This window comes from Nocardia arthritidis, from assembly GCF_011801145.1.
Lineage (GTDB): Bacteria > Actinomycetota > Actinomycetes > Mycobacteriales > Mycobacteriaceae > Nocardia > Nocardia arthritidis_A.
On record NZ_CP046172.1, the window covers coordinates 6,860,353 to 6,886,634 of the forward strand.

20 protein-coding genes are annotated in these 26,282 nt (G+C 63.1%); 6 read left to right on the forward strand and 14 right to left on the reverse strand.

What is annotated here, in order from left to right; genetic code table 11:
- Window positions 1-10: 10 nt before the first annotated feature.
- From F5544_RS31055 to car, 8 genes are all read right to left on the reverse strand, one after another.
- Window positions 11-1,018, reverse strand: a complete 1,008-nt coding sequence (locus F5544_RS31055) for an Lrp/AsnC family transcriptional regulator (protein WP_167476466.1) — start codon at window positions 1,016-1,018, stop codon at window positions 11-13.
- An 83-nt stretch (window positions 1,019-1,101) separates the two neighbouring features.
- On the reverse strand, window positions 1,102-1,800 hold the full coding sequence (locus F5544_RS31060) for a polysaccharide deacetylase family protein (RefSeq protein ID WP_238846758.1): 699 nt from the start codon (window positions 1,798-1,800) through the stop codon (window positions 1,102-1,104).
- 20 nt (window positions 1,801-1,820) lie between these two features.
- Entirely contained in the window at window positions 1,821-2,600 is a 780-nt protein-coding gene (locus F5544_RS31065; protein ID WP_167476468.1) for an SDR family oxidoreductase, read from the reverse strand.
- Window positions 2,601-2,651: 51 nt separating this feature from the next.
- Window positions 2,652-3,503, reverse strand: coding sequence for a fumarylacetoacetate hydrolase family protein (locus tag F5544_RS31070; protein WP_167476469.1), 852 nt, complete (start codon window positions 3,501-3,503; stop codon window positions 2,652-2,654).
- Between the two features lie 102 nt (window positions 3,504-3,605).
- Window positions 3,606-4,625 carry a VOC family protein gene (locus F5544_RS31075; protein ID WP_167476470.1) on the reverse strand — a complete coding sequence of 340 codons (1,020 nt, stop codon included), beginning with the start codon at window positions 4,623-4,625 and terminating at the stop codon, window positions 3,606-3,608.
- A gap of 216 nt (window positions 4,626-4,841) precedes the next feature.
- The gene (locus F5544_RS31080) at window positions 4,842-6,575 is read right to left on the reverse strand and encodes a pyruvate dehydrogenase (protein WP_167476471.1); all 1,734 of its coding nucleotides are present in this window, start codon (window positions 6,573-6,575) and stop codon (window positions 4,842-4,844) included.
- Window positions 6,576-6,857: 282 nt separating this feature from the next.
- Window positions 6,858-7,484 (reverse strand): TetR/AcrR family transcriptional regulator, encoded by a 627-nt coding sequence (locus F5544_RS31085; RefSeq protein WP_167476472.1) that lies wholly within the window; start codon window positions 7,482-7,484, stop codon window positions 6,858-6,860.
- Window positions 7,485-7,560: 76 nt separating this feature from the next.
- Window positions 7,561-11,067 carry a carboxylic acid reductase gene (gene car / locus F5544_RS31090; RefSeq protein ID WP_167476473.1) on the reverse strand — a complete coding sequence of 1,169 codons (3,507 nt, stop codon included), beginning with the start codon at window positions 11,065-11,067 and terminating at the stop codon, window positions 7,561-7,563.
- Between the two features lie 877 nt (window positions 11,068-11,944).
- Between car and F5544_RS31095 the strand changes: the two genes are divergently transcribed.
- Window positions 11,945-12,211: a hypothetical protein gene (locus F5544_RS31095; protein ID WP_167476474.1), complete on the forward strand. Its 267-nt coding sequence runs from the start codon at window positions 11,945-11,947 to the stop codon at window positions 12,209-12,211.
- A gap of 138 nt (window positions 12,212-12,349) precedes the next feature.
- Here the strand turns inward: F5544_RS31095 and F5544_RS31100 are convergent, their stop codons facing one another.
- A complete protein-coding gene (locus F5544_RS31100) occupies window positions 12,350-12,688 on the reverse strand; it encodes a hypothetical protein (RefSeq protein WP_167476475.1) in 339 nt (112 codons plus the stop codon).
- A gap of 543 nt (window positions 12,689-13,231) precedes the next feature.
- Here F5544_RS31100 and F5544_RS47650 point away from each other — a divergent pair.
- A complete protein-coding gene (locus F5544_RS47650) occupies window positions 13,232-14,770 on the forward strand; it encodes a M4 family metallopeptidase (protein ID WP_167476476.1) in 1,539 nt (512 codons plus the stop codon).
- Window positions 14,771-14,879: 109 nt separating this feature from the next.
- Here the strand turns inward: F5544_RS47650 and F5544_RS31110 are convergent, their stop codons facing one another.
- Window positions 14,880-15,947, reverse strand: coding sequence for a GGDEF domain-containing protein (locus F5544_RS31110; protein ID WP_167476477.1), 1,068 nt, complete (start codon window positions 15,945-15,947; stop codon window positions 14,880-14,882).
- Window positions 15,948-16,418: 471 nt separating this feature from the next.
- On the opposite strand from F5544_RS31110, the gene F5544_RS31115 reads away from it, so the two are divergent.
- Window positions 16,419-17,498 carry a GGDEF domain-containing protein gene (locus F5544_RS31115; protein WP_167476478.1) on the forward strand — a complete coding sequence of 360 codons (1,080 nt, stop codon included), beginning with the start codon at window positions 16,419-16,421 and terminating at the stop codon, window positions 17,496-17,498.
- A 55-nt stretch (window positions 17,499-17,553) separates the two neighbouring features.
- Here F5544_RS31115 and F5544_RS31120 read toward each other — a convergent pair whose 3' ends face one another.
- Entirely contained in the window at window positions 17,554-18,570 is a 1,017-nt protein-coding gene (locus F5544_RS31120) for a DUF4073 domain-containing protein (protein WP_167476479.1), read from the reverse strand.
- A gap of 805 nt (window positions 18,571-19,375) precedes the next feature.
- Between F5544_RS31120 and F5544_RS31125 the strand changes: the two genes are divergently transcribed.
- Window positions 19,376-20,086, forward strand: a complete 711-nt coding sequence (locus F5544_RS31125) for a hypothetical protein (protein WP_167476480.1) — start codon at window positions 19,376-19,378, stop codon at window positions 20,084-20,086.
- A gap of 145 nt (window positions 20,087-20,231) precedes the next feature.
- Here F5544_RS31125 and F5544_RS31130 read toward each other — a convergent pair whose 3' ends face one another.
- The 3 genes from F5544_RS31130 to F5544_RS31140 are packed head-to-tail and all read right to left on the reverse strand — an operon-like array spanning window position 20,232 to window position 24,014.
- Window positions 20,232-21,779, reverse strand: a complete 1,548-nt coding sequence (locus tag F5544_RS31130) for a GMC oxidoreductase (protein ID WP_167476481.1) — start codon at window positions 21,777-21,779, stop codon at window positions 20,232-20,234.
- 19 nt (window positions 21,780-21,798) lie between these two features.
- On the reverse strand, window positions 21,799-22,653 hold the full coding sequence (locus tag F5544_RS31135; protein WP_167476482.1) for an acetoacetate decarboxylase family protein: 855 nt from the start codon (window positions 22,651-22,653) through the stop codon (window positions 21,799-21,801).
- A gap of 56 nt (window positions 22,654-22,709) precedes the next feature.
- On the reverse strand, window positions 22,710-24,014 hold the full coding sequence (locus F5544_RS31140) for an acetoacetate decarboxylase family protein (protein ID WP_167476483.1): 1,305 nt from the start codon (window positions 24,012-24,014) through the stop codon (window positions 22,710-22,712).
- Window positions 24,015-24,087: 73 nt separating this feature from the next.
- Here F5544_RS31140 and F5544_RS31145 point away from each other — a divergent pair, with 73 nt between their 5' ends.
- On the forward strand, window positions 24,088-25,005 hold the full coding sequence (locus F5544_RS31145; RefSeq protein WP_275106978.1) for a LysR family transcriptional regulator: 918 nt from the start codon (window positions 24,088-24,090) through the stop codon (window positions 25,003-25,005).
- A 116-nt stretch (window positions 25,006-25,121) separates the two neighbouring features.
- Window positions 25,122-26,018, forward strand: a complete 897-nt coding sequence (locus tag F5544_RS31150) for an Hsp70 family protein (RefSeq protein WP_167476485.1) — start codon at window positions 25,122-25,124, stop codon at window positions 26,016-26,018.
- Window positions 26,019-26,282 lie beyond the last annotated feature (264 nt).

Consider the following 26,282-nt stretch of genomic DNA (forward strand, 5'->3'; position numbering starts at 1 on the left):
GGATGCCCGGTCACTGTGCGCTGACGGCCGATGCCTGCCCACTGCCACCGCGCGACTGGGGCCAGGGCGGGCGGAACCGCAGCCCGGACCGCTTGATGGTGGCCAGAATCGCCGACGTCTCCACCATCGTCACCTCGGGAATCGCGCCGACGGTTCCGGTGACGAACTGATATATCTCGTTGTCGTCGCGCGCGGCGACGGCAAGATGCAGGTTGGTCGGCCCGCTGACCGCACCCGCGTAGAACACCATCGGATGCAGCGCCAACCGACGACCTATCTCCTCCAGCGCACCTGGCTGCACGGTAAGCCAGAGCAGCGCTTGGGATTTCAGCCCGAGCAAGGCGACGTCGACCACCGTCACCGGGCGAACCACATGTTCCCGGAACAGTATCTCCAGCCGACGCCGCGCCGTATGCGCGGTGATACCCGCTGCCGCACCCAGCTCGGTATAGCTGGCGCGGCCGTTCCGAATCAGGGCCTGAATCAGCGCCTTGTCGACCTCGAGCAGTTTCGGTGGCCGCTCGGACTCGAGCATGCCGACTCCCAGGATCAGCTCATCGGGAGCGGGCCGGTGCGCCGGATCCGACGCGGGAAACACCCGCAGCACCCGTTCCGCGGTCCACGAAAGCACCGCGGGTGTCGCGGGAAGATCCCGCAACAGCAACGCATCCCGTTCCTGCGGGCCGTCCAGGAACACCAGCGCGCTGATCTCGCTGCCACCGCTGAGCACATCCATGCCGATGGTGTCGGGTCTGCTCGCCAGGGCATCACAGATCGTGCCGATCCGTTCCCTTGTGCATCTGAGCCGCAGGGTGATGGGCACCATCTGCGGAAAAACGGACAGATTGCGCATAGCCGAGGCGCGGAGGACACCCTTTTCGTACAGCGGGATGGCCCGGCGCACTACGGTCCGTTCGGATAGGTTCAGCCGCTGTGCCAGCTCCCGCCAGGACGCGCGTGGATCGGACAGGAGCGCCACCGCGATCCGCCGATCCGTCTCCTCCAGTTCCAGGGGCACGTGATCACGATAGCGGTAGCGGACTACGAAACAGCCGCGTCCACACCGACCGCCGACCTGTCCATTCGTGACGCGGTGGCACGTCACATCGTGACCAGTTGGTCCAGCCAGGGGCGGCTGCGCCCTTGTTTCATCGGCACCACACTGTCGGGTAGTTCATCGGTCAATTCGATGCCCGCGTCTTGTATCTCGTCGAGAAATTTCGGTAGGTGTTGGATGCCGTCGTACACGTCGTGCAGCACGAGAACGGTCCAGTCCTGGCTGTCGACCAGCGCACGGGCCCGCCGCAGCCAGCCGTCGGCCGGCTGCAGCCAGTCCTGCGGCACGGCGTTCCAGGTCACGATCGTGTACTCGTGGGCGGCCAGATAATTGACAGCGGCCCGGTTCAGCAGATGCGGCCCCAGTCGGCCGCGACCATTGGGGCGGAACAGTTTCTCGGGTCCTGCCAAATCACCCAATGCCGTCTGGGCGTCGGCGATCTCGGCGATCGCCGCCGCGGCGTCCACCTCTCCCAGCGGTGCGCCGTGGTGCATCGTGTGGTTGCCCACGCGGTGCCCGGCTGCCCGCACCGCCTCGGCGGCACGCTGCTGTTCCGGGGTGGCCAGGTGCGCGCCGACCATGAAAAACGTTGCGCGCAGCCCCCTTTGCCCGAGCAGATCCACCAACCACTCGGTGCGTCCGGGTCGCGGTCCGTTGTCGATGGTCAAGGTCAGTCGGCGCGCGGGCATCGCAGCCCGCGTGCCATCGCTTGCCGGATGCCGGTTTTCTCGATGCGACCGCATGGTCGAACACCCCTTCGCCGTCAAATGAGGGCCGGATAGCTGCCGCCGTCCAGATGCAGGTTGATTCCGCTGATGTAGCCGGCCTGCACACTGCACAGATAAGCCACCGCGGACCCGACTTCCTCGGGACGGCCCAGTCGCCGGGCCCGAATCGATTCGGCCTGCGCTCGGCGAGCTTCCTCGAAGTCGATGCCCGCGCGCTCGGCCTCGAGGTGCGCCAGCTGGATCTGGCGCCCGCTGTCGATGCGCTCGGGCAAAACATTGTTGACGGTGACGTTGTCGGCAACCGCCTCCAGCGCAATACCTTTCATGATCGCGGTCTCCCCCGCCCGCGCCCCGGCCGATGCGAGCATTAGCGGTGACGGAGTGGTCACCATGGCCGAGGTGATATTGACGATGCGGCCGAATTTCCGGGAACGCATGCCCGGCAGGACGGCGCGAACCAGCCGCAACGGCGTCCAATAGTGCAAATCCAGCGCGGTCGCGAAATCATCGTCGCCGAGTTCGGCCAGGCCGCCCGGCTGCGGACCACGATTGTTCGTCACCAGAATGTCGGGATCAGCTTGGGCGGCAAGCAATTTCGCGCGACCATCCGTGGTGGTGATATCCGCACCGACCGGCAGCACCCGCACACCGAATTCGTCGCGGATTCCCGCCGCACGCCGCTCCGCCTTCGCCGAATCGCGCCCATTGAGCACGATATTCACACCCTCGCCCGCGAGGGCGCGCGCGCAGGCCAAGCCGAGTCCTTCGGTGGCGGCGCAGACGGTCGCCCATCGTCCGGCGATACCTAGATCCATGATCTTCGACTCCTTTCGAAGTGTCCGGAATCCGGGCGGGGTTGATCCGCGCTACTCGGCGGCGTAGAACTTCTGCCTGATTTCGCCGATGCCGGTGATGTAGCTGGTGAGCGTGTCACCAGGGGCGAGGTAGCGCGGTGGTGTCTGCCCTATACCTGTGCCGGGCGGGGTGCCGGTGAAGATGACGTCGCCCGGCAACAGCGGCGTGACGGCGCTGAGGCGGGCAATGATTTCCGGCACCGGGAACACCAGCTGCGAAGTGCGCGAACACTGCGCGGTTTCGCCGTTGACCGCGCAGCCGATCTCCAGATCGCCCGGGTCGGCGAACTCGTCCGGCGTCACCAGCACCGGTCCCATGGGGCCGAACCCCGGATAGGATTTGCCGAGGCTGAATTGCGGTGGTGCACCAGTCATTTGGATAATTCGTTCGGAGATGTCCTGACCGACGGTCAAACCCGCGACATGATCCCAGGCCCGTTCGGTGCCGATACGGTGCGCGCGCCGGCCGATGACGATCACCAATTCCACCTCCCAGTCGACGTGCCCTGCGGGCAACGCCACGTCGGCGTACGGATCGGTGAAGCAGGTCGGGAACTTGGTGAACACCGAAAGTTCGGTGGGGACCGGCAGACCGACTTCTTCGGAATGGTCGCGGTAGTTCAATCCCACCGCGAACACCTGTCGCGCCCCGGGTGCGGGATTGCGAAGGTCGGATTCGCCAAACGTCATCGACATGTCCGCTCGAAACAGAACTGTGCCCGCCACGTCACGCACGTCGTCCCACTGCTGGTAAGCCGCCAGTGGCTCGGCGGGAATTCTGCCGCCACTCGCGCGCGCGAGGTCGATGGCTCGCCCGTCGGCGGCGAGCACGCAGAAGCGGTCGTTGACATTGGCGAAGCGCATTTTCACTCCCCTTTTCGAACGCTCCATGAATAGTGCAATGCCCGGGCGGTGCGCACGCTCATCTATCGCACCGTTTTCCCGTTGAGATTCATGACGACTCTTTCATCCCGCATGACTGACCCTTTGGACCGGAGCGCCCGGCATCGGCGTCGGCGTCTCGGGTTCCCGTGCCCGGACCCCGCGCATCGGTGAGGTCTCGGTGAACCAGGACAGCTCCGGCTCCGCCCCCCACAGACTGACCGCCGCGAGCGGATCCGCGAACGACCACAACAGAGTCGGTTCGTCGGCGTCGACGAAGTAGGGATGGCTGAGCAGTTCGACTCGGTGCCCGTCCGGGTCGCGCAAATTCATGGTTGTTTCGGTGCCGATGCTGTGGCGGTTGGGCCCGTATTCGACGTTCGTCTTGAAACCGTGCGTGTGGGCGGTGTCCAGCAGGTGCAGCATCGTGACCGGTGCGTCGTGCACGACGAACGCGAAATGGTGCAGCTTCGGTCCTGGGCCCTGGCTGAAGACGATGTCGTTCGCGTTGCCTTTGCGTTCCAGGAACGCGACTTGCAGCGGCTCGTCCGCGTCGCCCGTCGCAGTGGCGGCCTCACTTGTATGGAACCCGAGCCCCGCCCAGAATTCGACCGCGCTGTCGGCGTCGGGAACCCTGATCTGCAGATGGTCGAATCGTGGCGGCGCGGCACCGACCTTGCGCGTGTAGTCGAGCACCTCTCGTCGCGTTCCGACCACCGGCATCGCGGCGATGAATTCGACGGGAACGCCCTGCGGGTCGCTCACCTGTAAGGTGCGGCCCTGGGCCGGAAGGTCTACGAACCGCGTCGGCAGGTCTCGTGCACGGAAATGCTCGGCCAGCCGATCCAGGTCCTCGGGGGCGGCCACCCGGAAACCTGTGCGCCCGACCGCCGCGTCGGCCGCCCGGTGCAGTACCAGGCTGTGATGCTGGATCTCCTCGATACCCCGCAGGTATACGGCGTCGTCGGTGGCCTCGGTCACCACGAGTCCCACGAATTCCTCGTAGAACCGTCTGCTCTCGGCCAGATCTGTGACGTCGAGGTGAAGATGGTTCAGCCGGGTGATGTCGAATCCCGTATCACGGTCTTGCGGATACAGAGGCATGGCTACACGGCTCCAATCGTTTGTTATGGCGGTAATTCTCGTACGACTGTGGAAACCAATGTCTTCCAGCGACTATTTCGCGCGAAACGCGGAAACGAAAGAATGTGACAAGCGAGCGTCCTGGTTACCGCGATGTGCGCCACCGGAATCTCGTTCCGACGTATAGACGAGACAATCCGGAAATGCGGGCTTGGAATCTTCTTCGCGAGTGGCGAATCAGGGACGTGGAATGTTGCGCAGATTGCTGCGAGCCATGTCGATCATCTTGCCGACGCCGCCGTCGAGGACCGTGCGGCCGCTGCTCAGTGCGAAACCACGCAGCATCTCACCGGTAATCCGCGGTGGAATCGACAGCGCGTTCGGGTCGGTCACTACTTCGAGCAGGGCGGGGCCGGGAGTTTCCAGCACCGTCCGCAGCCCCTTGGCAAGATCGCCGGGATGATCGATCCGAACGGACGGGATACCGCATGCGGTGGCGATGGCACTGAAATCCACTGCGGGATGGTCGGTTCCGTAATCCGGATAACCTTCGACCATCATCTCCAGCTTGACCATGCCGAGGCTGGCGTTGTTGAACACCACCACCTTCACCGGAAGGTCGTAGGTCTTCAAGGTCAACAGTTCCCCGAGCAGCATGCTCAGCCCCCCGTCCCCGGACAGGGAGATCACCTGACGGCCCGGGTATGCCAGCTGCGCGCCGATCGCGTGCGGCAGCGCGTTGGCCATGCTGCCGTGCCAGAACGAGCCGATTACCCTGCGTTGCCCGTTCGGCGTGAGATACCTTGCCGCCCATACGTTTCCCATTCCGGTGTCAACCGTGAACACCGCATCGCCTGCCGCCTCCTCATCGAGGACAGCCGCCGCGTATTCGGGATGGATGGGCGTGCGGTCGGCGATCTTGCCGGTATACGCACCGACGACCTTCTCCAACCGCCTGGCGTGCTCATGCAGCATGCGATGCAGGAACGAACGGTCCGTGCGCGGCCGCAACAGTGGAAGCAACTGCGCGACGGTCGCTTTCACGTCCCCGTGCACCGCGAGATCCAGCGGTGTGCGCCTGGCGAATCGGGTGAGGTCCCGGTCGATCTGGACCGTGCGCCGTTGCGGCAGGAAATCGTCGTAGGGGAAGTCGGTGCCGAGCAGGACCACGCAGTCCGCCTCGTGCATGGCCTCGTAGCAGGCACCGTAGCCGAGCAGTCCGCTCATGCCGACGTCGAACGGATTGTCGTACTGGATCCACTGTTTGCCGCGCAAACTGTGGCCGACCGGAGCAGCCAGCGCGTCCGCCAGGGCTATTGTCTCATCGTGCGCGTCCGCCACGCCGCCACCGCAGAACAGCATCACCTTGTCCGCGTTGTCGAGTACCCGGGCCAGTTCCTCGATCTGCGCCGGCGCGGGCACGAGCGGGGAGCGAACGGCACATGCGCTGTGCCCCACCGCATTCGACGGAGCCCGCCGCCCGCTGACATCACCGGGGATGGTCAGCACCGAAACACCGCCCGCGCCCAGGGCGGTCTGCATCGCGATACGCAGCAGCCGCGGCAACTGCTCCGGCGTGGAAACCATCTCACTGTAGTGGCTGCATTCGGCGAACAGCTGCTGCGGATGCGTTTCCTGGAAGTACCGGGTACCGATCTGGGCCAGCGGGATATGCGAGGCGATAGCCAGTACCGGCGCACCCGAGCGATGTGCATCGAACAGCCCATTGATCAGGTGCAGGTTGCCCGGCCCGCAACTGCCGGCACACACCGCCAGCTGTCCGGTCAGCTGCGCTTCGGCGGCCGCCGCGAACGCGGCCGCCTCCTCGTGCCTGACATGGACCCACTCGATACCGTCCGTACGCCGGACCGCATCCACAATCGGATTCAGACTGTCCCCGACAATCCCATAAATCCGCGAAACCCCATGCGCGATCAGGTCGCGAACCAAAACGTCTGCCGTCGTCACCATGCCGTGCCCTACCTTCCCGATCTCGTCTACCGAATCGATCCGGGTGCGAACGCACCGCTGCTACCGCAAGTTGCCGACTGGTCCGAGGCGCCGATCACGAGTAGGACGACGTCATCACTACCTGCGACCAGCAGCAGGGCCGGATCGCCGCCCGTTGCGGCCGGTCACGATGAATCCCATTGCAGCATCCGAAACCAGTAGATCGAATTCGCTTCCGCCCGGCAACAACGTATTACAGATGACCGCCACCTGTGCGGGCGATAATCGCTTGTTCTTCGAGGCTTATTCGTAAGCCTCCGTCCTCCTACTATGCACTGATATCATGCCCCGCAGCAGCATATCGACGCTGCGTTCGACCGTTTCCGGGCTTCTGAGGTGAGGATAGAAGCGGACGATCTGCATGATTGGGGCAAAGATCGTGATTGTGGCAAGTTCGAGATCGAGGTCCGGCCTGAGCTCACCGATTTCGATGCCGCGTTTCAACACTTCCAGCACCTGGGCCTCGCGAGGTTTGACAATAATCTCGGCGTACCGCTCCCGCAATGATGGATGACGCAGACTCTCATTGGCCAAAGCGGCAAGCAGCGGTCCCTGTGCCGATTCGAGATGACGCCAGCGCAGGTTCTCGGCGACGATGATCAAATCTTCCCGGATGGATGTGCCGGGCAGTTCGGGTAAGGGTAGGTCGACGGATGCGATGGCATCGACGATGAGATCTTCTTTGCAGTTCCATCGCCGATAGATCGTGGTCTTTGCGACACGGGCCTCGGCAGCCACCCGTTCGATCGACAACGCACCTATGCCCAGATCAGCGATGATACGCAGCGTGGCGGTGCGGATGGCGCGGTCCGCTTCTTCACTTCGCGGTCTACCCCGGCGCTGCACGTGGTTGTTGATTGGTCTCTCCAAACTCGACCGGTAAGGTCCGATCGTGGGTCGAAAAGGGTACTGCCCCAGACGCACCGGGGCAGTACCCTTCGGATACTTAAATCATTTTCAGGTGACGCAGGTCGGACACGTACTTGCCGATCAGCTCGGCGCCGAGGTGCGGAAGATCGCCGTCCGGACCGATCTTCGCCGCGCGGACGGCGTCCCGGAAACGATCTGCGGTCATATCCGCACCGAAGCTGGTCGGTGGTTGTTCGTATGCGTGCAGCAGCGGCTGAATCGATTGCTGCCGTTGCTTTTCCGGTAAGGCATTGAGCGCGGTTTCGAAGCGTGCGAACCAATCCCGGTAGCTGTCGATTCGGCGAATCGAGCAGCCGGCATCGACGAGCCAATCGACGAAGGTGTCCAGGGAGATCCCGTCGTCATGTGCGTTGCGGCAGTTGTACGTGTGGTGGCCGCTATGGTTTTCCTCGCCGATCGTCGCGATCGCTTCGGCCGTGAAATCGCCCGGAAGCCCGCTGTAGTGGGCGCGTGGCCGGACACCGGTGTAGTTCAGTTGATAGAACGATCCCGGCGCGATTCCAGTCGCTATGAGGCTGAACAGTAGTCGGGTGAGATTGTCCGGCACGTTCAGCTGACCCTGGTATCGGCTGTGGGCCAGGATCATATCCGAGCGGAACACCGACACGGGCAGTCCTACCTCGTCGTGCGCCTCGAGCAGGAGCACTTCCGACGCCCATTTACTGACGGCATATCCGCTGGCATAACCGGAGGTGAGCGAGCGCACCGGATTTACCGTGCGCAGGTCCACTTCCTCGTCGATGGGGATTTCCGAGTCCGCCCCCACCCCGACCGTGGAGACGAAGCTGACCGGCTTCATCCGGCCGGTGATGGCCAGGCGCACTATCTCGGCAGTGCCGAGCACGTTCGGGCCGAAGAGCTCCTTGTACGGCATCACGTGGTTCACGAAGGCGGCGACATGGTGGATGAGGTCGACTCGTCGCGCCAGGTCGGCAAAGGTGTCCTCGGATAGTCCGAGGTTGGGTTCGCCGACGTCACCGACCAGCACCTCCAGGTGATCGGTCGCCAGTTCCCGGAACCGGGCCAGCTGTTCCGGATCGCCCGTATCGAACACCCGTTCCAGCCGCTGCTGGGCGGCTGCTCGGTCGCTGCCGCGGATGATGGTGATCACCTTGCCCTGGCGCGGGGCAACACGTTCCAGCAGTTCGAGAAGCATCAGGCGGCCGAGGTACCCGTTTGCGCCGGTGAGCAGTACCACCCGAGCGGGATCGTGGCTGACGGGAGGCAGTTTCTTGGCGGCGGCGATCGTCGCGGCGTCGATGAACTTCGCCAGGGTGATGTCGCGGGCACGGACCTCGGTGGCCTCGGCGCCGTGGATCTTGGTGAAAGTGGGCCGGGTCGACCCGTGTGCGAGTTCGGATTCGATATGCGTGGCGATCTGCTCGAGATCGTTGGCCGGGTTGAGGATTACCGCCACCGGTAGCTCGATGCCGAAGATCTCACTGAGCAGGTTCGCGAAGGTCAGGGCGGATAAGGAGTCACCCCCCAAATCGGTGAAGGGTATCCGCTGGATCGCGGCGTCCAACGTTGTCCCCAACACGGCCTCCGCGGCCTGGCGGACTGTTTGCAGAGCGGACTGATCGGCTCCATGGGTGCGCAGGAATGCCAATTGGCTGGCCTGGTTGTCCGCCATTTCGCCGTAGAGCGCCTCGAGTTGATCGCCGAATCTGGCCTTCAACTTGGGTCGGTTGAGCTTTCGAGAGTCGGTGAGCAACCCGTTCTCCGTGCTGAACGGGTCGGTTTCGACAATGAAGTCCCGCGGGATCTCGTAGGATTCGAGTCCCGCCTCGTTGGCGACCTGCTGAATCGATGCCGCGATCCGCGCTTTCAGTTCGGACGGCTTCGGCGTCCCGGCAAGTGCCTCAGCGGTGGGAACGACGACCGCGAGCAAGAACGAACGCTCGCCGTTCCCGTAGACGTAGACCTGGCGCACGAGAGGGCTCTTGACAAATAGCGCGTCCAATTTGGAGACCGTCACGAATTCACCTTGCGACAACTTCAAGACATTGTTGCGACGATCGACGAATACCAGTTCGTCCGGCGCGATTTCGGCCATGACATCGCCGGTCCGGTAGAAGCCGTCGCTGGTGATCGCGTTTTCCCAGATTTCTGGCCGCTTGTAGTAGCCGGGGATGATGGTCTCGGTCTTGACCAGTAGCTCGCCGCGGGGGTGGGGCTGATCGGTGACGAAGTAGCCGAGCTCCGGAACGTCGACGAGTTTGTATTCGACAACTGGTGGTCGTTGGACCGAGTTGTCGACCAGAATCGAACCGGCTTCGGTGGAACCCAGGGAAATCGTCAAGTGCAGCTGGAGGCATGATTCCATGAATTCGTGCAGTTCGCGCGACAATGGCGCCGAGCCGCAGACCAACGAAACCATCCGACCGCCCAGGACATTGTTTCGGATGTGGGCTCTGATGTCTTCGTCTGTCTCGGCAGTCGGGTTCGCGACGCGAGACCGTTCGCTCTGATAGTGCTGGAAGAGCATTTCGCAGATCCGTGGCACGAGAAACAGTTCGGTGGGCCGTGCTAGCGCCGTATCCTCGAAGAGCGTGGACAGATCGCTCTTCGCGGTGAAGTACGAGATGCCACCGCGCACCAGGCCGGCGGCCAGCGTCGCGACACCGAGCAGGTGGCTCAAGGGCGTGAAGTTCATCGAGAATACCGGAGTTTCGTGGTCGGGCTGCCACCGTCCGGTCCACGCGTCGCGGACCAATCGCTTGGTGTGCACGGCGCCTTTTGGTGCGCCGGTGCTACCCGAGGTGTAAATCAGCAACGACGGGGCATCGCCAGTCGTATCCGTGTCCAGCGGAGCCGGCGCCAGCGTCTTCCCGCGGGCAATGACCTCGGCGAGCGAGTCGATCGTCGTGTCGGGGCGGATGGCCCGCAGTCGCTGGGTGGCTGATTCGAACAGTTCGCGATGCTCATCGACCTCGTGGTGGTAGTCGAATACGACGATTCGCTTGATCGATCGAGTCACCTCCGCGAGTTCGACCGCATAGGTCAGTCGTGCCGGGCTGACTGCCAAGATTTTCGGTTCCGTCTCGTCGGTGATCTTCGAGAGATCGGTGGGAGTGGCGCTCGTCTGCAAGGGAACCGCTACCAGACCGAGGTAGTTGAGTGCCAAGAACAATGTCGCGTGTTGTGCGCTGGTGAACCCGATGGTGGAAACGAAATCCCCGGCCCGCACGGGATGCCGCGGGTGGGAATAGAGTTCGGCAGCGACAGCCTCGACCGCTTTCCACACCTCTGCGTAGCTGAGTGTGTCGAACCTCGGCTCGAGGGCCAGAATGGTGCGGCCCCCCGCGTCGGTGGTAAACACTTTGGCGCGTTCCGCGAAGGCGGGCCGATCTCGATAAGTATCGAAGATGATTCGCTGGCATTCAGCCAGGGGGATTCCGGGCTGCTGTGCGGCGAGAAATGCTTCTGCTTTGGGCGTCGCGCTGGCGAATTGCGGGTCTTCCGCAAACAGTGTCGCTATCTTTTGTTTCCGTGCCTTGGCGAAGGCCGCTGAATCATACATTGGACACCTCGATCTTGGTCGGTCACATGGTTGGTGGGATTCGCGACGGCGTGGTCTCGACGCTGACACCAATACCGCTACGCGACGGCGTGGTCTCGACACTGAAATCAATACCGCTACGCAACGGTAGCGTATCGAAATAGATTCGGGCTAGTGGGCAGCGTCGAGACAGGTGTCACACTGCGATGAGGGGGCTCAGTCCACGATCGTCGGGTCGCCTTTGGGGTGTCCTCAGGGCGCCGACGTGCATCGTTCGGCCCTGTGCGCAGACACGCGAACAGTCATGGACCGGTAGGCCGTGCGCGCGCTCGAGGCTGCGCCGACGCAGCCGACGCGGTGGTCGGCACCTTCAAGCGGAGTGTCGACCAAGGTCATCGGCCTTCTCCAGAGCCAAACCAGCCGCCGCCAGGTCAATGACACACGCCCAAGCCGAAGCGCTACACGGTGAGGTCGAGGCGGTACTCGCACCGATGAGCTTGCGCCGTCGGAACTATTTCAAGCACGGGCGCCCAAGCGCACCTTCTGCTACGTCGACCGCTTCGCGTTCATGAGGGTCGCGTATCGGCTGCGCAAACGGCATTTCGGTGTGATCTGGAGGGAGCGCTACGCCGCCGATTCAACATTTCGAACTGCCACGAATTGTGCGCGTGCTCGGATGAATTTGTGATGTCAGCACATAGTAGTCCGCGGCCACCGTCGGTTAGCGTTTTATGACACTCGGGCCGGCCAGGGTTGTCCGGTCCGGGTGTGCACCAGGCGATCTCGCCGACGGTCCGGGAAATCGGTGTCTCCGAGACGGTGTCTCATCCGCAACATATCGCCATATCCCTGACTCGCCCGCCGAAATTTCCATCGATTCGCTGCAAAGGAAACAAGAATGAAGTGGACTCGCACGCTCGGACTCGCGGTCGTTGCCGCCGGTGCCGTTGTCTTCTCGGGCACAGCCGTCGCCTCCGCCGCCCCTGCCCTTCCGGCGCACCTATCCCCGAGCTACGACCGCGGCTACGCCTACGATCGTTATGACAGGAACTCGACCGGCTCGAGCGGAATAGCGTCGGGCTCCAGCAGTATGGCGTCGGGCGTGAGCGGCCTCGCCGAAGGACTCGCGAAGATCCTGGGGTCCGGCAGCGCGGCCGTGCGCTGAGTGATCCGGCTTCCGTGATTCGTCGGCGCTCCGCCCCGTCTCGGGCGGGGCGCCGCGATTGATCGGCAGTAGCCGGACCGCTGTCATTGCTACCGGCAGCGCGCCTCCGATCCCGGCCCGGACCGGAGGCGACGCGTGCTAAACCGCGGCGATCGTGCCGGTGCAGCCGAGGCCCGAGCTTCCGGTGCCTCCCGCGATGGCCAATTGATAGGGGTATTCGCCCTCTTGCAGCACCCCGAGGTCAATCTTGTCGACCTGCAGGTACCACGCCATATTCGTCGCCAGGTCGGCCGATACCCCATGGGTCGGCATCGTGAAAACGGCCCCGCTGGCCGGCGTGTAGCCGAACGCGACGACCAGGTCGACGTGCGCGCCGGCGGGCACCGCGGTCAGTCCGTCACCCATCGGAATCGCATCGCTCGGGATACCGGCGCTTTGGAAGCAGCGACCGTTCATGACCGAGAGGGCCAGTGCCACGTCCTTCGGCGCGGACTCGGCATGCGCCGGCGGACTCGCCGCCGCGATCGCGGTACTCGCCAGGATCGTGAGGACAGCGGCGCGCCGAAGGCGAGCGAAACGTATATCCGTCGGAAACATCCCGGCCTTCCTTCCATCGTTCGATCGAACCGATATTCGAAGCACTGTCTGGATGGCAACAACCGGCGAAAGTGGAGCACGTCCGCCTTGTCCGGGTCGACGCAAGTCGAGAGAGCCGGACATCGGATCGCGCGACGGCGGCGGAAATGCGCCGATTCCCGGCTATCGGCGGGAAATACCACGACACCGGCACCGCGCCTGGCGCGATTCACCGGCTCCGGGTAATTGCCTCGACGTCGCCGACCAGGCCAGGTAAGTCCACCTGCAATAAACTCAGGAGATTTCTTGTCTAATTCATGTGAGGCCGTCCGTGGTCTGTCGTTCGCGACGACTGTTTTGTGTGGTGCTTTGTTGTCGTTTGGTGTGGCTGCCGGTGATCCTGGTCCGGCCCCGGGTGGTTCGGGCCTTCAGACCGTCCCGAAAGTGGTGGAGAAAGACTCGCAGGGTGTTGTCACCCAGGTTGTCCCCGAAAAGCCGGTGCCCGCCTCCTCGGGTGGCGGGAATCCGGGCGCCGCTGCGGTAGCGCACGCGGAGGGTGTCGGAGAAGTCTTCGGCGCGAAGTCCGTGGGCAGTCTGGTCGTCGACGCGGTGTTTCCGGTCGGATCGGGCTCAACCGTGCGGCTGCGCCAGGAGATTGATTCCGTACCGGTCTTCGGGGCTTCGGTGGCGCAGTCGCTCTCGGCGGACGGATCGCTCCTCTCGGCGACCGGAGCACTGACTCAGAAGTTCCGGGGCGCGTATCCGCAGAACCCGTCGACACCGCCTGCGGAGGTGTTTCGGACAGCCGTGCGGGCCGTGGCCGATCAATCCCACGTACCGGCGGACAAGCTGTCTGTCGTCGAGCAACGGGCGAACTGGTACGACCCCAAGCTTGCGGCCGTAACCGATGCCGACAGTCAGGCGGTCCCGGCCTACCGGATCGACGTCGCCGGCTCCGCGAAGTGGACCGTCTTCGTCGATGCCACCGACACCGGCCGTGTGCTCGATTCCTGGAGCGACAAACAACACCTCAACAGGGTGGTGTGCGACGCGGATTCGGCAGATATCGACACCGATGACGACGACTCGGAGACCACGCAATGTGGCGGCTCGTCCACCTTCACTCCAGACAGAACCGAAGGTAAGCCCCCCGTCTCGGTTGCTGATGTCGACAATATCTACACCTACCTGGGAGACGCGGACGCGTTCTACAACAAATACACTCCGCTGGCCGATCTCTCCGATTTCATCGGTTACGACACCGGCGACGGACACGGTAAGGCCCTGCGTGCCACGGTCCGAATCTGCACGTCCGAGGAGCGAGAACAGAAACAGCAGGAATGGGAACCCTGCCCGTACCGTAACGCTTTCTGGACCGGCGATCACATGGCCTACGGTGCGGGTCTGGCCACCCAAGACATCACCGGCCACGAACTCACCCACGGCGTGACACAGCACACCAGCGGACTCATCTACCGCGACGAATCCGGCGCCATCAACGAGTCCATGTCCGACCTCTTCGGAGAACTCATCAATATCACGATGGGCAAGGCCGACTCGGAAGGCCGCTGGAAGATCGGTGACGGCAGCGCCCTGGGCGTGATCCGCGATATGAAAGATCCCACCGCGCGCAGAAACCCCGACACCTACAAAGCCACCTACTGGTACACCGGCCCGTCTCAGAGCGCATTCGTCCATATCAACAGCGGCGTCGGAAACAAAACCGCCCAACTCATCACCGACGGCGGAAGCTTGAACGGTCAAACCGTCACAGGTATCGGCATAGAAAAAGTCGCCGGCCTGTACTGGACCGTTCAGACCCTCCTTCCGTCCGATGCGGATTACGCGACCTTGTCGTCCACCCTCACCGCGGCGTGCAAGCAAAACGTCACCAATCAAGTCGCCGGCACGACTACCGCCGACTGCGCAGAGGTGGCCAACGCGACAAAAGCCACCAAACTACCCACCCTCAATCGGACTTAAGACCCGACAAAATCCACTGGCCCGGCGACCGATCACCGACCATGCGAGTGGTGGCGCACACTGGCTGCTTCGCTGACCTCATGTTCAGCGCCGAGGCCGGTCTGTTCCGCTATTGCGCGTGGTCCACCACCGCGATTCTGTTGCGGCCGTGTCGTTTGGCGGTGTACATCGCGCTGTCGGCGTGCCTGAGTAGGTATTCGGGGCTGCGGTGGGCCGGGTCGCCACCGCATTGCACGACCCCGACGCTGGCGGTTACCGGAATGGGCAGGTGCGGCGTCGCCGCGACCGCGAGGCGCAGTTGCTCGGCGGCGGCGATCGCATCCGCGCCGATCAAGGGGCTCACGATCACGAATTCTTCGCCACCGGTCCTGGCGACGATGCTGCCCGGTACGACCGCGGCACGGAGCTGATCGGCGATCTGGATGAGCACCTGGTCGCCGGCGTGGTGTCCGAAGGTGTCGTTGACCGCTTTGAATCGATCGAGATCGACGATCATGAGGCAGAGTCCGTGATCGCCGCGCGAGAGAAGCGAGTTCGACAGGTAATAGTCGAGTCCGCGCCGGTTGAGCAGATTGGTCAGCGGATCCGAGAAGGTCTCCACACGCAACAGCCAGTAGAGGAATTGCAGCGCCGGCAGGACGACCACATTCGTGGCCATCATGATCAACACAATCGCTACCGCCATGGCGAGGCCGTGGCGGGGATCCTGGGCCAGCATGCGCGCGGTGAGCACCAACGCCGACAGCAGGGACCAACCGACATGCAGGGCGAGGACCCGCGGGCTGTGGAAGAACGTCAGATAGCCGCCGATGACGACCAGCAGCAGAGATGTGGTCGCACCGTAGACGCGATCGCCGATCACCAGGCAGGCGAGCGTTGTCAGGACATCCCCGCTGAGAAAGATGGTCAGCGATTCGGTGACGTTCGGCCACGGTCGCAGCCACCATCGCACCGCGCCCAGCGCGTCGAATCCGACGATGAACCCGAAAATCACCCGGCCGCCGAGGCTGTCCGGACCAACCGAGGACAGCAGGGTCAGCAGGGATATCACCCCCATTACGGCACATCCCGTAGCGATCACGGCCCTGATCAGGCCGAGGGCCGCGCGGTGTTCGAGGGTACGCACCAGCCAGTGGTAATTCACCGAGTCGCGCCACCAGGCCCGCAGCAGTGTCATCGGCCGATCACCCGGCATTGCGTGGTCCGGTCGGCCGAGTTCGGCCATCCGGCGATCGGATGGGATCGACTACATCCGCTGGAGCGGCGATCACAACGGCCACAGCCGCGGCCTTCTTCGAAACAGACATGGTCGCTGAATCTTTCTGGATTTCGATCCCGGTGGGTTCGGTCGGCCGTCCTTCCAGTTGAACGAAAGACTAATAGCGATTCGCTTCCACTTTCCTGTGAGCTGGGCCACTATTTGCATCCGGTCACGTGCGATGCTGCGCCCGGTGGATATCGGTCACGCCCATCGGATAGCGACGTGCGGTGCGTCCGCATAGAGTTTGTTGGATCGATCCGACTCGACCGTGTGGTTGGTCAAATATTCGAGCGAGCAGACATCCATCAAATCCATTGCCGTACAGCAATCTCACCAGAGGATTACAGAGTGTTGCCGAGTCTCTTTCATCGGCGGTAGGTGGTGCCCATGGACTACAGCAACGCATTACTGAAAAAGTGGTGGCGGGATCACACGGACTACCAGTGGTTGTTGCACAGTCTCGAAACCCGTTCGGTACTGGACTGGAAACGGGTGCTCGCCGTCACCGGCGCGGTCATGGGCGTCATCGCGACGTTGTCGGCACTGTCGCCGTACGGCCCGCAGAGCCAGTTCGGCCGCGTATTCCTGTGGAGCGTCATCGCCGTGACCGCGTTGTGGACGCTGCGCTGGTGGTTCCTGCCCTGGCCCAGTGCGGCGGAATCGCTCATATGGTTCGGTCTGGCCGACTTCCTCATCACGACGTCATGTCTGCAAAGCGTGAATCGCGTCTACGGCGCGGCCGGACTGATCCTGCTGGTGGTCACCGGCGGCTATCTCGCGTTCTTCCACAGCGCCAAAATCCTTGCGGCACATGCATGCTGGTCGCTGTTGTCGGTTGTCGTCCTGTCGATGCGCATCATTACCGGCGGCGGCGATGCCCTGGCCGCGGTAGCCATCGTCCTCATGATGGTGGCGGCGGTGGTCGCCGCGCTGCCCGCCCTGCAATTCCTCTATTGGCTGCTGCGCACGGAGTCGGTCTGCGATCCGCTGACCGGACTGCTGAATCGGCGCGGCCTCGAATACCAACTGTCGGTATTCTGCGATGGCCGAAGCACGCTCAGCATCATCTCCGTCGACCTCGACCGGTTCAAGGTCGTCAACGACACCTTCGGCCATCAGATCGGTGACGCCGTGCTGGTGCGAACCGCGCTGCGATTACGGTCGACAGCGGGTAAGGACGCGGTGGTCGCCCGCACCGGCGGCGAGGAATTCGTCGTCGTCACCAGAATGACCGCAGTATCCGCCCGCACCGAGGCCGAGCGGCTCCGATGCGCCATCGCCGAGCCGGCCGAACCGGTAATACGGGTCACCGCCAGCATCGGGGTGGCGGTAGTCGACAGCGCGGCGCCCGGATATCCCCCGCCCAACCCGGCGCATCTGCTGCGGCGCGCGGATGCGGCCATGTATCGGGCGAAACGATTCGGCGGCAATACCGTTGTCGTGGAAGAGCTTTCGATGCCTTGCTGATAGCGGCGGTCACCGTCGGCGGCGGGCGCGGTGTTCCCTCGACCACGTACCGGCGTCACCTACCGTTCTGCAGCGGAATCGTCTTGGTCTGCAACCACTTTCGCGCGGCGAAGTCACGCGCTTTGATGGTCACCTCGGCACCGGTTACCTCGACCTGCAAGCCCTGGTTGACCTGTCCGCCAATCTCCTTCTCATCACCGCGGCCGTCGGTGGTGTAGCCGGTCTGAATGCAGCCGGTGTTGATGGTGGTGAAGCCCTTGGCATTACCGGTGCCCGGCACGACTTTGGTAGCGATCCAATCCGGCAGTCCGAGGTCCCAGTGGGTATGCCCGCTGAAAAAGAAGACATCCGGATACCGGCCGAGAATGCCGAGCAGTCGGTCGATCTGGGTGTAATCCTTGTTGTAGCGCTTGGTGTTCGAACCGGATACCGAATCAGGTAGCGGGTGATGGCTGATGACCATGACCGGTTTTCGTTGATCGGACCAGTACCGCAGCCGCTCCGCCAGCCAGGTGAACTGAGTCTCGCTGATCCACACCTCGTCCCAGAGATTCTGGTCGTAGTAGTGCTGATAGCGCTCGGTGCCGATGGCCAGCACCGGGATTCCGCCGAAGATCGTTTCGGAGTAGATGGTGTTGCGGCCCGCGAAGTTGTAGAAGCTCTTGAACAACGAATCCTCGACGACCCCATTCGGCCACGTCGCCTGTGCGAGGGTGCGCTCATCCTTCCACTTCGGGACATAGAACTCGTGGTTGCCGATCGCCCACGCGATTGTCTTCGCATGCTCATTGCTCCCGAAAACCTTTGATACCGCAGCATATTCGGAATCGAAGCCGCGCGGGGTGATGTCACCGGCGATGGCAAGCCCTGCGCTGTCCGGATTGACGACCCGCATATCCGCCAGGGCGCGCCGCAGATCGCCCAAATCGCCTTGTATGTCGCTGATCACGTTGAAACTGATCGACTCCGAATCCGCTGCCATCGCCAGCGGCGTGCGCAGTGCCGCAGGCAGCGTGACCGCTGCGGCAGCTGCCGCCGCACCTGTGAGGAACCTTCTCCGTTCGAACCGCATTCGCACCCTCTCACACCGGAATCGCCGATCCCATCGGGACTCGAAACACCACCGACGAGGGTCCACAGCGAGAGTTGCCATCGGGCGACCGCCGGGTGACCGCAGGCTTAAATGGTCTAGACCGATGCACCGAGCTGCTGGCTGGCCGGGATTGAAGTCTGTCTCAACCCGGGAGAGGTTGGGGTTGGGCTTTTGCCCTGCGTGTGGGGCGGTTCGGGTGCAGGGCGAGTTGAAATGCCGAACCGGTTTGCACTGCTTACGGTGGCGCGGAGTTAAAATTGACGTGTCATGGGTTGATCCATCACGACCAATGGCATCAGGAGGCCCGTTGCTACTTCATCTCCCCTCAATCACGCAAGTAGTAACGGGCTTTCGCCCCCTTGTTCACTGGGCGCCTGGAATCTCGGCGGCACCCGTGAGCTGAAGATGTTGGTACAGGCGAATTTTGGTGGCCTGTGTAGTTGCAGCCGGGCCGATATTGTGCGCGGTCGCGGACGAATTTGTGCTATCAGCACATGGCGGTCCGCGGACATCTTCGGTTAGGTTTTCATGGCACCGAAGATTTGAGGAAGTGAGATAGTCGCTGGTCTGCCAAGCTTTTCCACGTCATTTCGGATCGGGCCGTTGTCGGGCGGGGCGGTGGCAGTGGGTGGGGTGTAGCCGATCGTGTTGTGCCGCAAGGTGAGCCGTTGCGGGCGGGCCATTCCGGCGGGGATGCTGACGAGTTTGCGTCGAAGGGCGATCCTCGTGCCCGGCCGTCGACCAAGTCAAGGGCGAGATGTCCACTAATGAGGAGAAGTATAATATGCGAGCGCGCACCCCTGAAATTACCGACGACAATGGTTCTTTCGCAGCCGACCAGCCTGGTTCGAAGCAGACGGTGGGTGTACTGCTGACCGATAACAAGAAACATGCCGATGTTTTCCGAACCAACGAGCTGTCAAAGCTGATCGACAGCTCCTACATTCGGCAGACCGAGGTTCGCGAACGGGTACTCGACGGCCTTCAAATCTGGTCGGACGTATTCCAGGATCTGCTTCATCTGCGGGTAGCCCGAACTCGCGACCCGCGGCACAAGACGGTTGCTCTGGAACATCTCGATGAAGAGCTCGGTCATAACGCCAACCTCCGCAAGCAACGCGGCGCCGACGAAAAACCGATATCCGATGAGCAGCTCACTTCAGCAATGGCATGGTTCGATTTCCAGATGCTCCATGGTAGCGATGTGACAAAGTCGATGCTCATGCACATCGTGCTGGAGACCGCCGGTGAGATCTTCCATCAGAATGCGGCTCCGGCCTTCGCCGATATGCCGCACTTCCGTGAGCATGGCGAACACGATGCCGATCACGTCGAAATGGGTATCGAACTGCTTACCGACGCCTCGCCGCTGGAATTGGAGGATCTGCGGGCCACGATGACTGAGGGCTGGCGACGAATCACGATAATCTTCGACCGGATAGCGGCCATCGCGGCAGCCGAAGCGCATACCGCGGATCGGCCGACTGCTCGGTGATACCAGTACGCGGGTCACTCCAGTGAATCCGGCGGGAGTGACCTGCTTTCCAAATCTTGACTGGCCACGTGCGGGGTCGAACGCCGGGGGCCGTCCGCCACGGCGGCCTCGAGCCCGGCGATCAGCATCCGAACCGCGCGACCACTTATTTCGCGATATCGCCGAGTACGCGATCCATAACGCGCTCGGCGAGCCCCGCGATGGTGAGTGAGGGATTCGCGCCCGCGCAATTTCCTGGAATCAACGAGCCGTCGACCACGTAGAGATTCCGGTAGCCGATCACCCGCCCGTCGAGATCGGTCGCCGCGCCGATCGGCACCCCACCCAGCGGATGAACTGTGAACGAGAGCCCGGGCACGAAGGGAAACCCATTGGGAGACAACAGTTTCGATGATCCGCCGTGGCGTTCGATAATACGCTCGTGTATCCGGTTGGCGGCCCGCAGCGAATCCCGCCAACTATCCGCGGGCAGCGTGAGCATCGGCTCGTCTCCGCGCCAGGTCCAGGACGTGCGATGTTCCCAGTCGGCGGTGGTCGTCAATTGCGCGAGCAGCGGCGCCGCGCCGACCGGCCCGGGAATGCTCATGGTTTCCACCCGTACCGGCAGATAGTTCGGATCGTCATCGACGAACGCCGAGGTGATGATCGCCGATGCCGGCCTGCCCGGGAGTTTCGCATCCACGGTCCGGCAGGTCACCTGATCGCCGTTATCGCCGACCAGCGTGCCGACATGCTCGTTGAGATCGGGCAGCCCGCCGCGTTTGCGGGATCGCAGCAGCAGCCGGGCGGTTCCGAGCGTTCCCGCTCCCAGGAACAGATGGTCGCAGGTATAGGTTTCCGAGCGGTCGGCGCCGTCGAGCACCGCGACGTCGACGGTGAATTTCCCGTTCTCGTAGGCGATGTGCCGCACATCGCGCAGCTCGAGCAGATTCCATTTCGGTGATTGCGCGGCCCAGCGCAGATAGTTGCCGGTCACCGAATTCTTGACGCCGTCGCGCTGCCACGAGCACGACGGACCGGACTCGGTCGGCGCGCCGCCGGTCCGATCGACGACGGCACGGAATTTGTCCCAGTTGTAGGTGGACAGCACCGGCTCGGTAGGCATACCCGCCGCGGCCAGCTGTTCGTCGGCGAGGCGGACGTGCGCGAAGGCGGCGCCGGCGCGCACATCGTCCGGTACAGGCCGCGCGCCCAACCGTTCCACGACCCGCGGCCAGTAGACCGATGCCAACTCGTCGTAGCCGAGGCCGGTCGGGAAGACCTTGTCGAAATAACGCCGCGCCGGCGGCACCGTGGCACCGGCGTACAGCGTGGATCCGCCGCCGACACAGGCCGCGACACCGATGCCGACCGACTCGGCCACATACGGTTCGCCCAGCCCGGTGACCTTGGCCGGATTCGGATCCCACAGCCAGCGCGGATCCCGGTAATCCAGGGCGGAGTCGAAAACCATCGCCTCATCGCTCTGGCAGTAGGCACGGCCGCGCTCGAGGGTGAGCACATCAACACCCGCCGCGGCCAACCGGTAAGCCGCGATCGCCCCACCGAATCCGCTGCCGATGACGATCGCCGTCCGATGGGACGGGTTATCCGCTCGTGCCCGCGTGCGTGCCAGCATCGCCGCACCCGCCGCGGCCCCGAATGTCGTCGCGCCCCGCAGCAGCGCGCGCCGGGTCAATAGCGACCTGTCCACCGCCGATCATCCCTTCCTGTTATCGAAAATCGCCGCTGAGCAGGTCGAAATTCGCCGCGGGCACATAGGCGCCCAGGAATTTTCCGCTCGGAATCAGCTGCCGCAGTTGATCACTGCCCTTGGTCGACACCTCGACCTCGAGCAGTTCCACCGCGGGCGCATAACCGTCGATACCGACGCGGCGGCTCTGGACGACCCGGCCATCGGCCAATTGCTGTTCGATGGACAAGAATCCGGGCGCCTGCACCAGACCGGCGAGCTGGATCACCGGGATCCGCGTGCCGCGCAGTTTCGAGGTGATACTCACCTCCCAGCCCGCACCGCGCGCGGATATCGTTTTGCCGGGTGCGGGCACGCCGCCGGAGAATTCCGCGAGGGTTTTCGGCATAGCCCACCGCTCACGCGCCGACCGCATGCTGACGCCGCTGTCCACCGGGAGGAAGGGGATCGTCATATGTGCACCGCCGGTACGGCCGTAGTTGAGTACCCCGGCGAGCTCGTTATACGGACCCAGGTCCGACTGATAATGCGCGAACCAGGAAACCTTGCCCAGCAACGTCGCGTCGTAGTCGAGTGCGGGGGTGAGTAGGTTACGGTCCTTCGGATCGGCCCCGGAGAACCAGACGACGAACCCGTCGGCACGCACCCGCCATGGCGCGGTATTCGATTCGCGCGGGGCCCGTGCGATCATGCTGTCGGTCAGCCGGGCCTCCGGAATGGACGACGGAACTGTCGTCCATTCGGTGACGACTCCGGGTTCCGCCGCGGCATTCTGCTGGTCGAGGATGACCGGCAGCAGCATTACGCCTGCGGTGAGTGCGATATGCAATAATTTCCGACCGGTCCGCAGCGCGGCTCGACGTGACGAAATCATGAAATTCTCCATCAACTGATCTACTTCGGGTGCCGCGTCTGGGGATGCTGAACGCTTCAATTCATGCCCGGCTGATCGAACCCGAGTTTCTCGAAGGCGAAATAACCGGCGGGATAGATGCCGCTCGGCAGGAGTGCCCGTAGTTCATCGCTGCCCTCTGTTTTCACCGTGACGACGGCGAGCCGAACCGAGGCGGACATGCCACCGAGTCGCAGACTGCGTAAGGTCTTGAGCCCACAGGCCGGTGACGGCTGTTCGAAAGAGATCTGCTGCGGCATCCGAATGTACTCGACGAATTCTGGCAGTGTCATGCTGATATTTCCGGGCAATGGTTTGGAGGATACCGAGACCGACCATCCCGGACCGCTCGCGGTGAGTGTCTCGCCGAGACGCGGGCTACCGGTGAAGTCGGCGAGCGTTTTCGGAAATCCCCAGTTGTTGCGCCCGTTCTTGGCGGTATCCGGACTGTCCACCGGTATGAACGGTGTATGCATGTAGATACCGGGTTTCGAAATACGGCCGTATTGGATCATGGTGTCGATCTCGTTGTACGGACCCACCGGCGTATACGAATATCTGGTGGTGAACCCCCATCGCATCATCGGTAGCGCGGTATCACGGATTTCCGCGGGCAGTAGGAAAGTGTCGCTGGGCCTGGGCCACATCGCCCACAGCACCAATCCGTCCGATGAGCTGAGATCCCACGGCGCCGGGATATCGGGGCCCTTTCTGATTCGCTGCTTCATCTGATCGGTGAGCCGCGCCTCCGGGATGGTCGACGAGATCGATTCCCAGGCGTCCGTCTCACACCGGCGCGGTGCCGCATCCGCCGCCGAAACGGCCGCGGTGAGCATGGATCCGACGGCGAGCACGGTGAGGAGAAATCCTCCGGTCCGGTGCGCGGCGCGTGCCCTTCGACGGCTTCTCGAACGCAATGCGTAATCCCAGATCACCAATGTCCCTCTCGTTCCCGGCCCTCGGATTTCGGTGGCCGCCGCGGCATCCCTTTGCTTCGCAGCGACAGAGTAGGTGGCCGATCGGTTACCTACCAGCCGGTCCATTACGCTTTCAAGATAATTGAGATTCGTCTCAACGTCCGCGCCGTAAGTGATAATTTCGGCCAGAAAAAGGCGGATCCGGCCATCGCCGCCGAACTGTTGAGATGGCCGTCCGCAGTCGTTCATTTCAGTACCTGCGGAAGTTTTCCGAGACATGATTCCACGCGTTGTTTCGTAACCAGGGTATTTCATTTGATTGACCCGTAAAGGTGACTCAGCTAACAGGCCGCAGACGTTAACATTTCGTTGACGCCCCGGGTTTTCGGCGCATATGATCCGTCTACCAGTCGAGGTGGTGTTCACAAATCTGCTATACACCGTCACATCCTCGGTACCTGCCGATCTTCAGCTATCCGCTCGATACCGAAAGACTTCGATGCCTGAACAAGCTCTCTTGGCCTCCAGCGCTATTACGCTGCGACAGTTCGACTATTTTGTGAGCGCGGTCCGCCTCGGTTCGATGTCCGCCGCCGCCAAAAGATTCGGGGTGACCCCCTCCGCGATGTCGCATTCGATCGGCGCGCTGGAGAACTCGCTGGGTCACAAATTGTTCAGCCCCGATTCGCGGCGGTCGAGCCTGACCAAATTCGGCAGAGAATTCTTCACCCAGGCATCGAATGTCGTCGATTCCGCACACGGGGCGATGGTCATGGGGCAAACCTTCAACGAAAGCGTGCTGACCATCGGAACCTCGCCGACGATCGCCCGTAAGCTCATGCCGCCGATCATCGGCAGGATGCGGCACACCCGGAATTTCGGGACCATCGATGTGCGGACGTTCGCCAACGGGTACCAGTTGTCCTCGGCGCTCGGCCACGGCAGCATCGACGTTGCGCTGGGTCCCTTGGATAAGACGCCGGGCCAGGCACACGTCTTCGGCTTCGAGGAACTCGTCGTCGCGTGCCGGTCCGATCTACGGAATCGTCTCGACGGTTCCTGGCAGCAGCTGGCCCGACTCCCCTGGATCGGCTACGGAACGAGCTCGGAGATCGCGGGAATTCTGGCCCAGGAATCGGGCCGGGCGGGTGTCGAAATCAGGTATGCGGTGCTGGCGCCGGACGTCGCGACGGTATTGAGCCTGGTCGAGCACGGCATCGGAGTGGCGGTGGTGCCACGGATGGCGCTGCTCGGCTGCTCGCCGCAACTGTCCTATATCAGCCCGACGCCCACGATCACCAGGAAGCTGGCCTTACACACGAAAGATATGTCACCGCATGTCGAGCGATTCGTCAAGCTGCTCACCGACCTCGAATTGCGCAAGAAATTGAGCGCGGCAGGACTGTTCGAGATCTGATGCCCTCTCCTATTCGGATATTGCGGGGACATTTTGGCATGGCGAACGTGTGGAACAGAACGGCAGACTCGGGACAGCGCCGCGACACTGTCGGGATCGGGTTGACCATCGGCACGGTGAACACCGTATTCGCGGTGGCGACCCGCGATGCCGGACTATCGGTGCGCACCGCACGCACCGGCGTCCACCTCGATCCCGAAGATAATGGCCGCGTGCGTGCACCGAGCGAATCCGGTTCGACCATCACCGATTTCGCCGATCTTGCGAACGATTCCGAAGCGATATCGGTCGATGGACAGCTGTGGTCACCGCCGAAGCTGATCGCGGCAGTCGTCCGTAATCGGCTGACGTCGGCGCCGACCGGCGCGGCCGTCGTCTCGACCTATCCGGCATGCTATTCGAACAAACAGGTGGCTCTGCTGCGGCAAGCGCACGATTCGGCGGGCGGGCGGCGGGTGCGGATGGTGCCGGAACCGATCGCCGCCGTGGAGTGGCTCCGGCACGAGCACGGTCACTCGGACAGCCGTCCCATCCTGGTCTACGACCTCGGTGCGAACAGCCTCGACATCACCGTTGTCCGCGCCGATCCGGACTGCGGCTGCTATGAGATCGCCGGAACATCCACGCGCTCATACGAATTCGGCGGCAGACCACTCAGCGCGCTGATCGCGCGGCAGGCCGCGACGATATCGGCAACAGGCTTCGACCAGCCGCATTCGGAGGTCGTGGACGTGGTGAAGGTGCGGAGCGCACATATTCGCGACTCCATGAGCCTCGTTCGGGAGACGGTCTGGCAAGCGGGTATGCCGATGTCGGAGATCGGCCGAATTCTGGTGGTGGGCGGGGCCTGCCGGGGACCCGAAGCGATGTATGTGCTCTCGGAGCTCGGCCCACAGGTGGTGCGGTCGGCCGATCCCGGACAGTGCGGCGCCGTCGGGGCCGCACTGTACGCGGCGCGCAGTCCCTGCTCCGCGGAACGAGATTCGCACTTCGCGGCCCATGGCCAGCGGTAATTTCCGGAGTCGCGACACCATCGCTGATGGCACTGGCCATGCAGTCGGATTCGGCGTGGGATGTGGCGCTGGGCCCGCTCCAGTCGTCGGCGAAGTTCACGCGAACCATCGGCGACGACGAATTGGCCGTGGCATGCGCGCCGGGCGGGAGTGCGGATCCGGTACGCCGTCACCGCACCGAATCATCGAGGCGACGACAACAGTCACCGAGGTCGCGCTGACGGCCAACCAGCGTCGTTGCGAGACGAGGACACCAGCGGTAGA

Coding starts and splice junctions, on each gene's coding strand:
- F5544_RS31135 (WP_167476482.1), bottom strand. CDS start 22,653: ATGATTTCGTCACGTCGAGCCGCGCTGCGGACCGGTCGGAAATTATTG.
- car (WP_167476473.1), bottom strand. CDS start 11,067: ATGTATGATTCAGCGGCCTTCGCCAAGGCACGGAAACAAAAGATAGCG.
- F5544_RS31075 (WP_167476470.1), bottom strand. CDS start 4,625: ATGCCTCTGTATCCGCAAGACCGTGATACGGGATTCGACATCACCCGG.
- F5544_RS31065 (WP_167476468.1), bottom strand. CDS start 2,600: ATGGATCTAGGTATCGCCGGACGATGGGCGACCGTCTGCGCCGCCACC.
- F5544_RS31095 (WP_167476474.1), top strand. CDS start 11,945: ATGAAGTGGACTCGCACGCTCGGACTCGCGGTCGTTGCCGCCGGTGCC.
- F5544_RS31060 (WP_238846758.1), bottom strand. CDS start 1,800: ATGCGGTCGCATCGAGAAAACCGGCATCCGGCAAGCGATGGCACGCGG.
- F5544_RS31070 (WP_167476469.1), bottom strand. CDS start 3,503: ATGCGCTTCGCCAATGTCAACGACCGCTTCTGCGTGCTCGCCGCCGAC.
- F5544_RS31125 (WP_167476480.1), top strand. CDS start 19,376: ATGCGAGCGCGCACCCCTGAAATTACCGACGACAATGGTTCTTTCGCA.
- F5544_RS31110 (WP_167476477.1), bottom strand. CDS start 15,947: ATGACACTGCTGCGGGCCTGGTGGCGCGACTCGGTGAATTACCACTGG.
- F5544_RS31115 (WP_167476478.1), top strand. CDS start 16,419: ATGGACTACAGCAACGCATTACTGAAAAAGTGGTGGCGGGATCACACG.
- F5544_RS31080 (WP_167476471.1), bottom strand. CDS start 6,575: ATGGTGACGACGGCAGACGTTTTGGTTCGCGACCTGATCGCGCATGGG.
- F5544_RS31145 (WP_275106978.1), top strand. CDS start 24,088: ATGCCTGAACAAGCTCTCTTGGCCTCCAGCGCTATTACGCTGCGACAG.
- F5544_RS31120 (WP_167476479.1), bottom strand. CDS start 18,570: ATGCGGTTCGAACGGAGAAGGTTCCTCACAGGTGCGGCGGCAGCTGCC.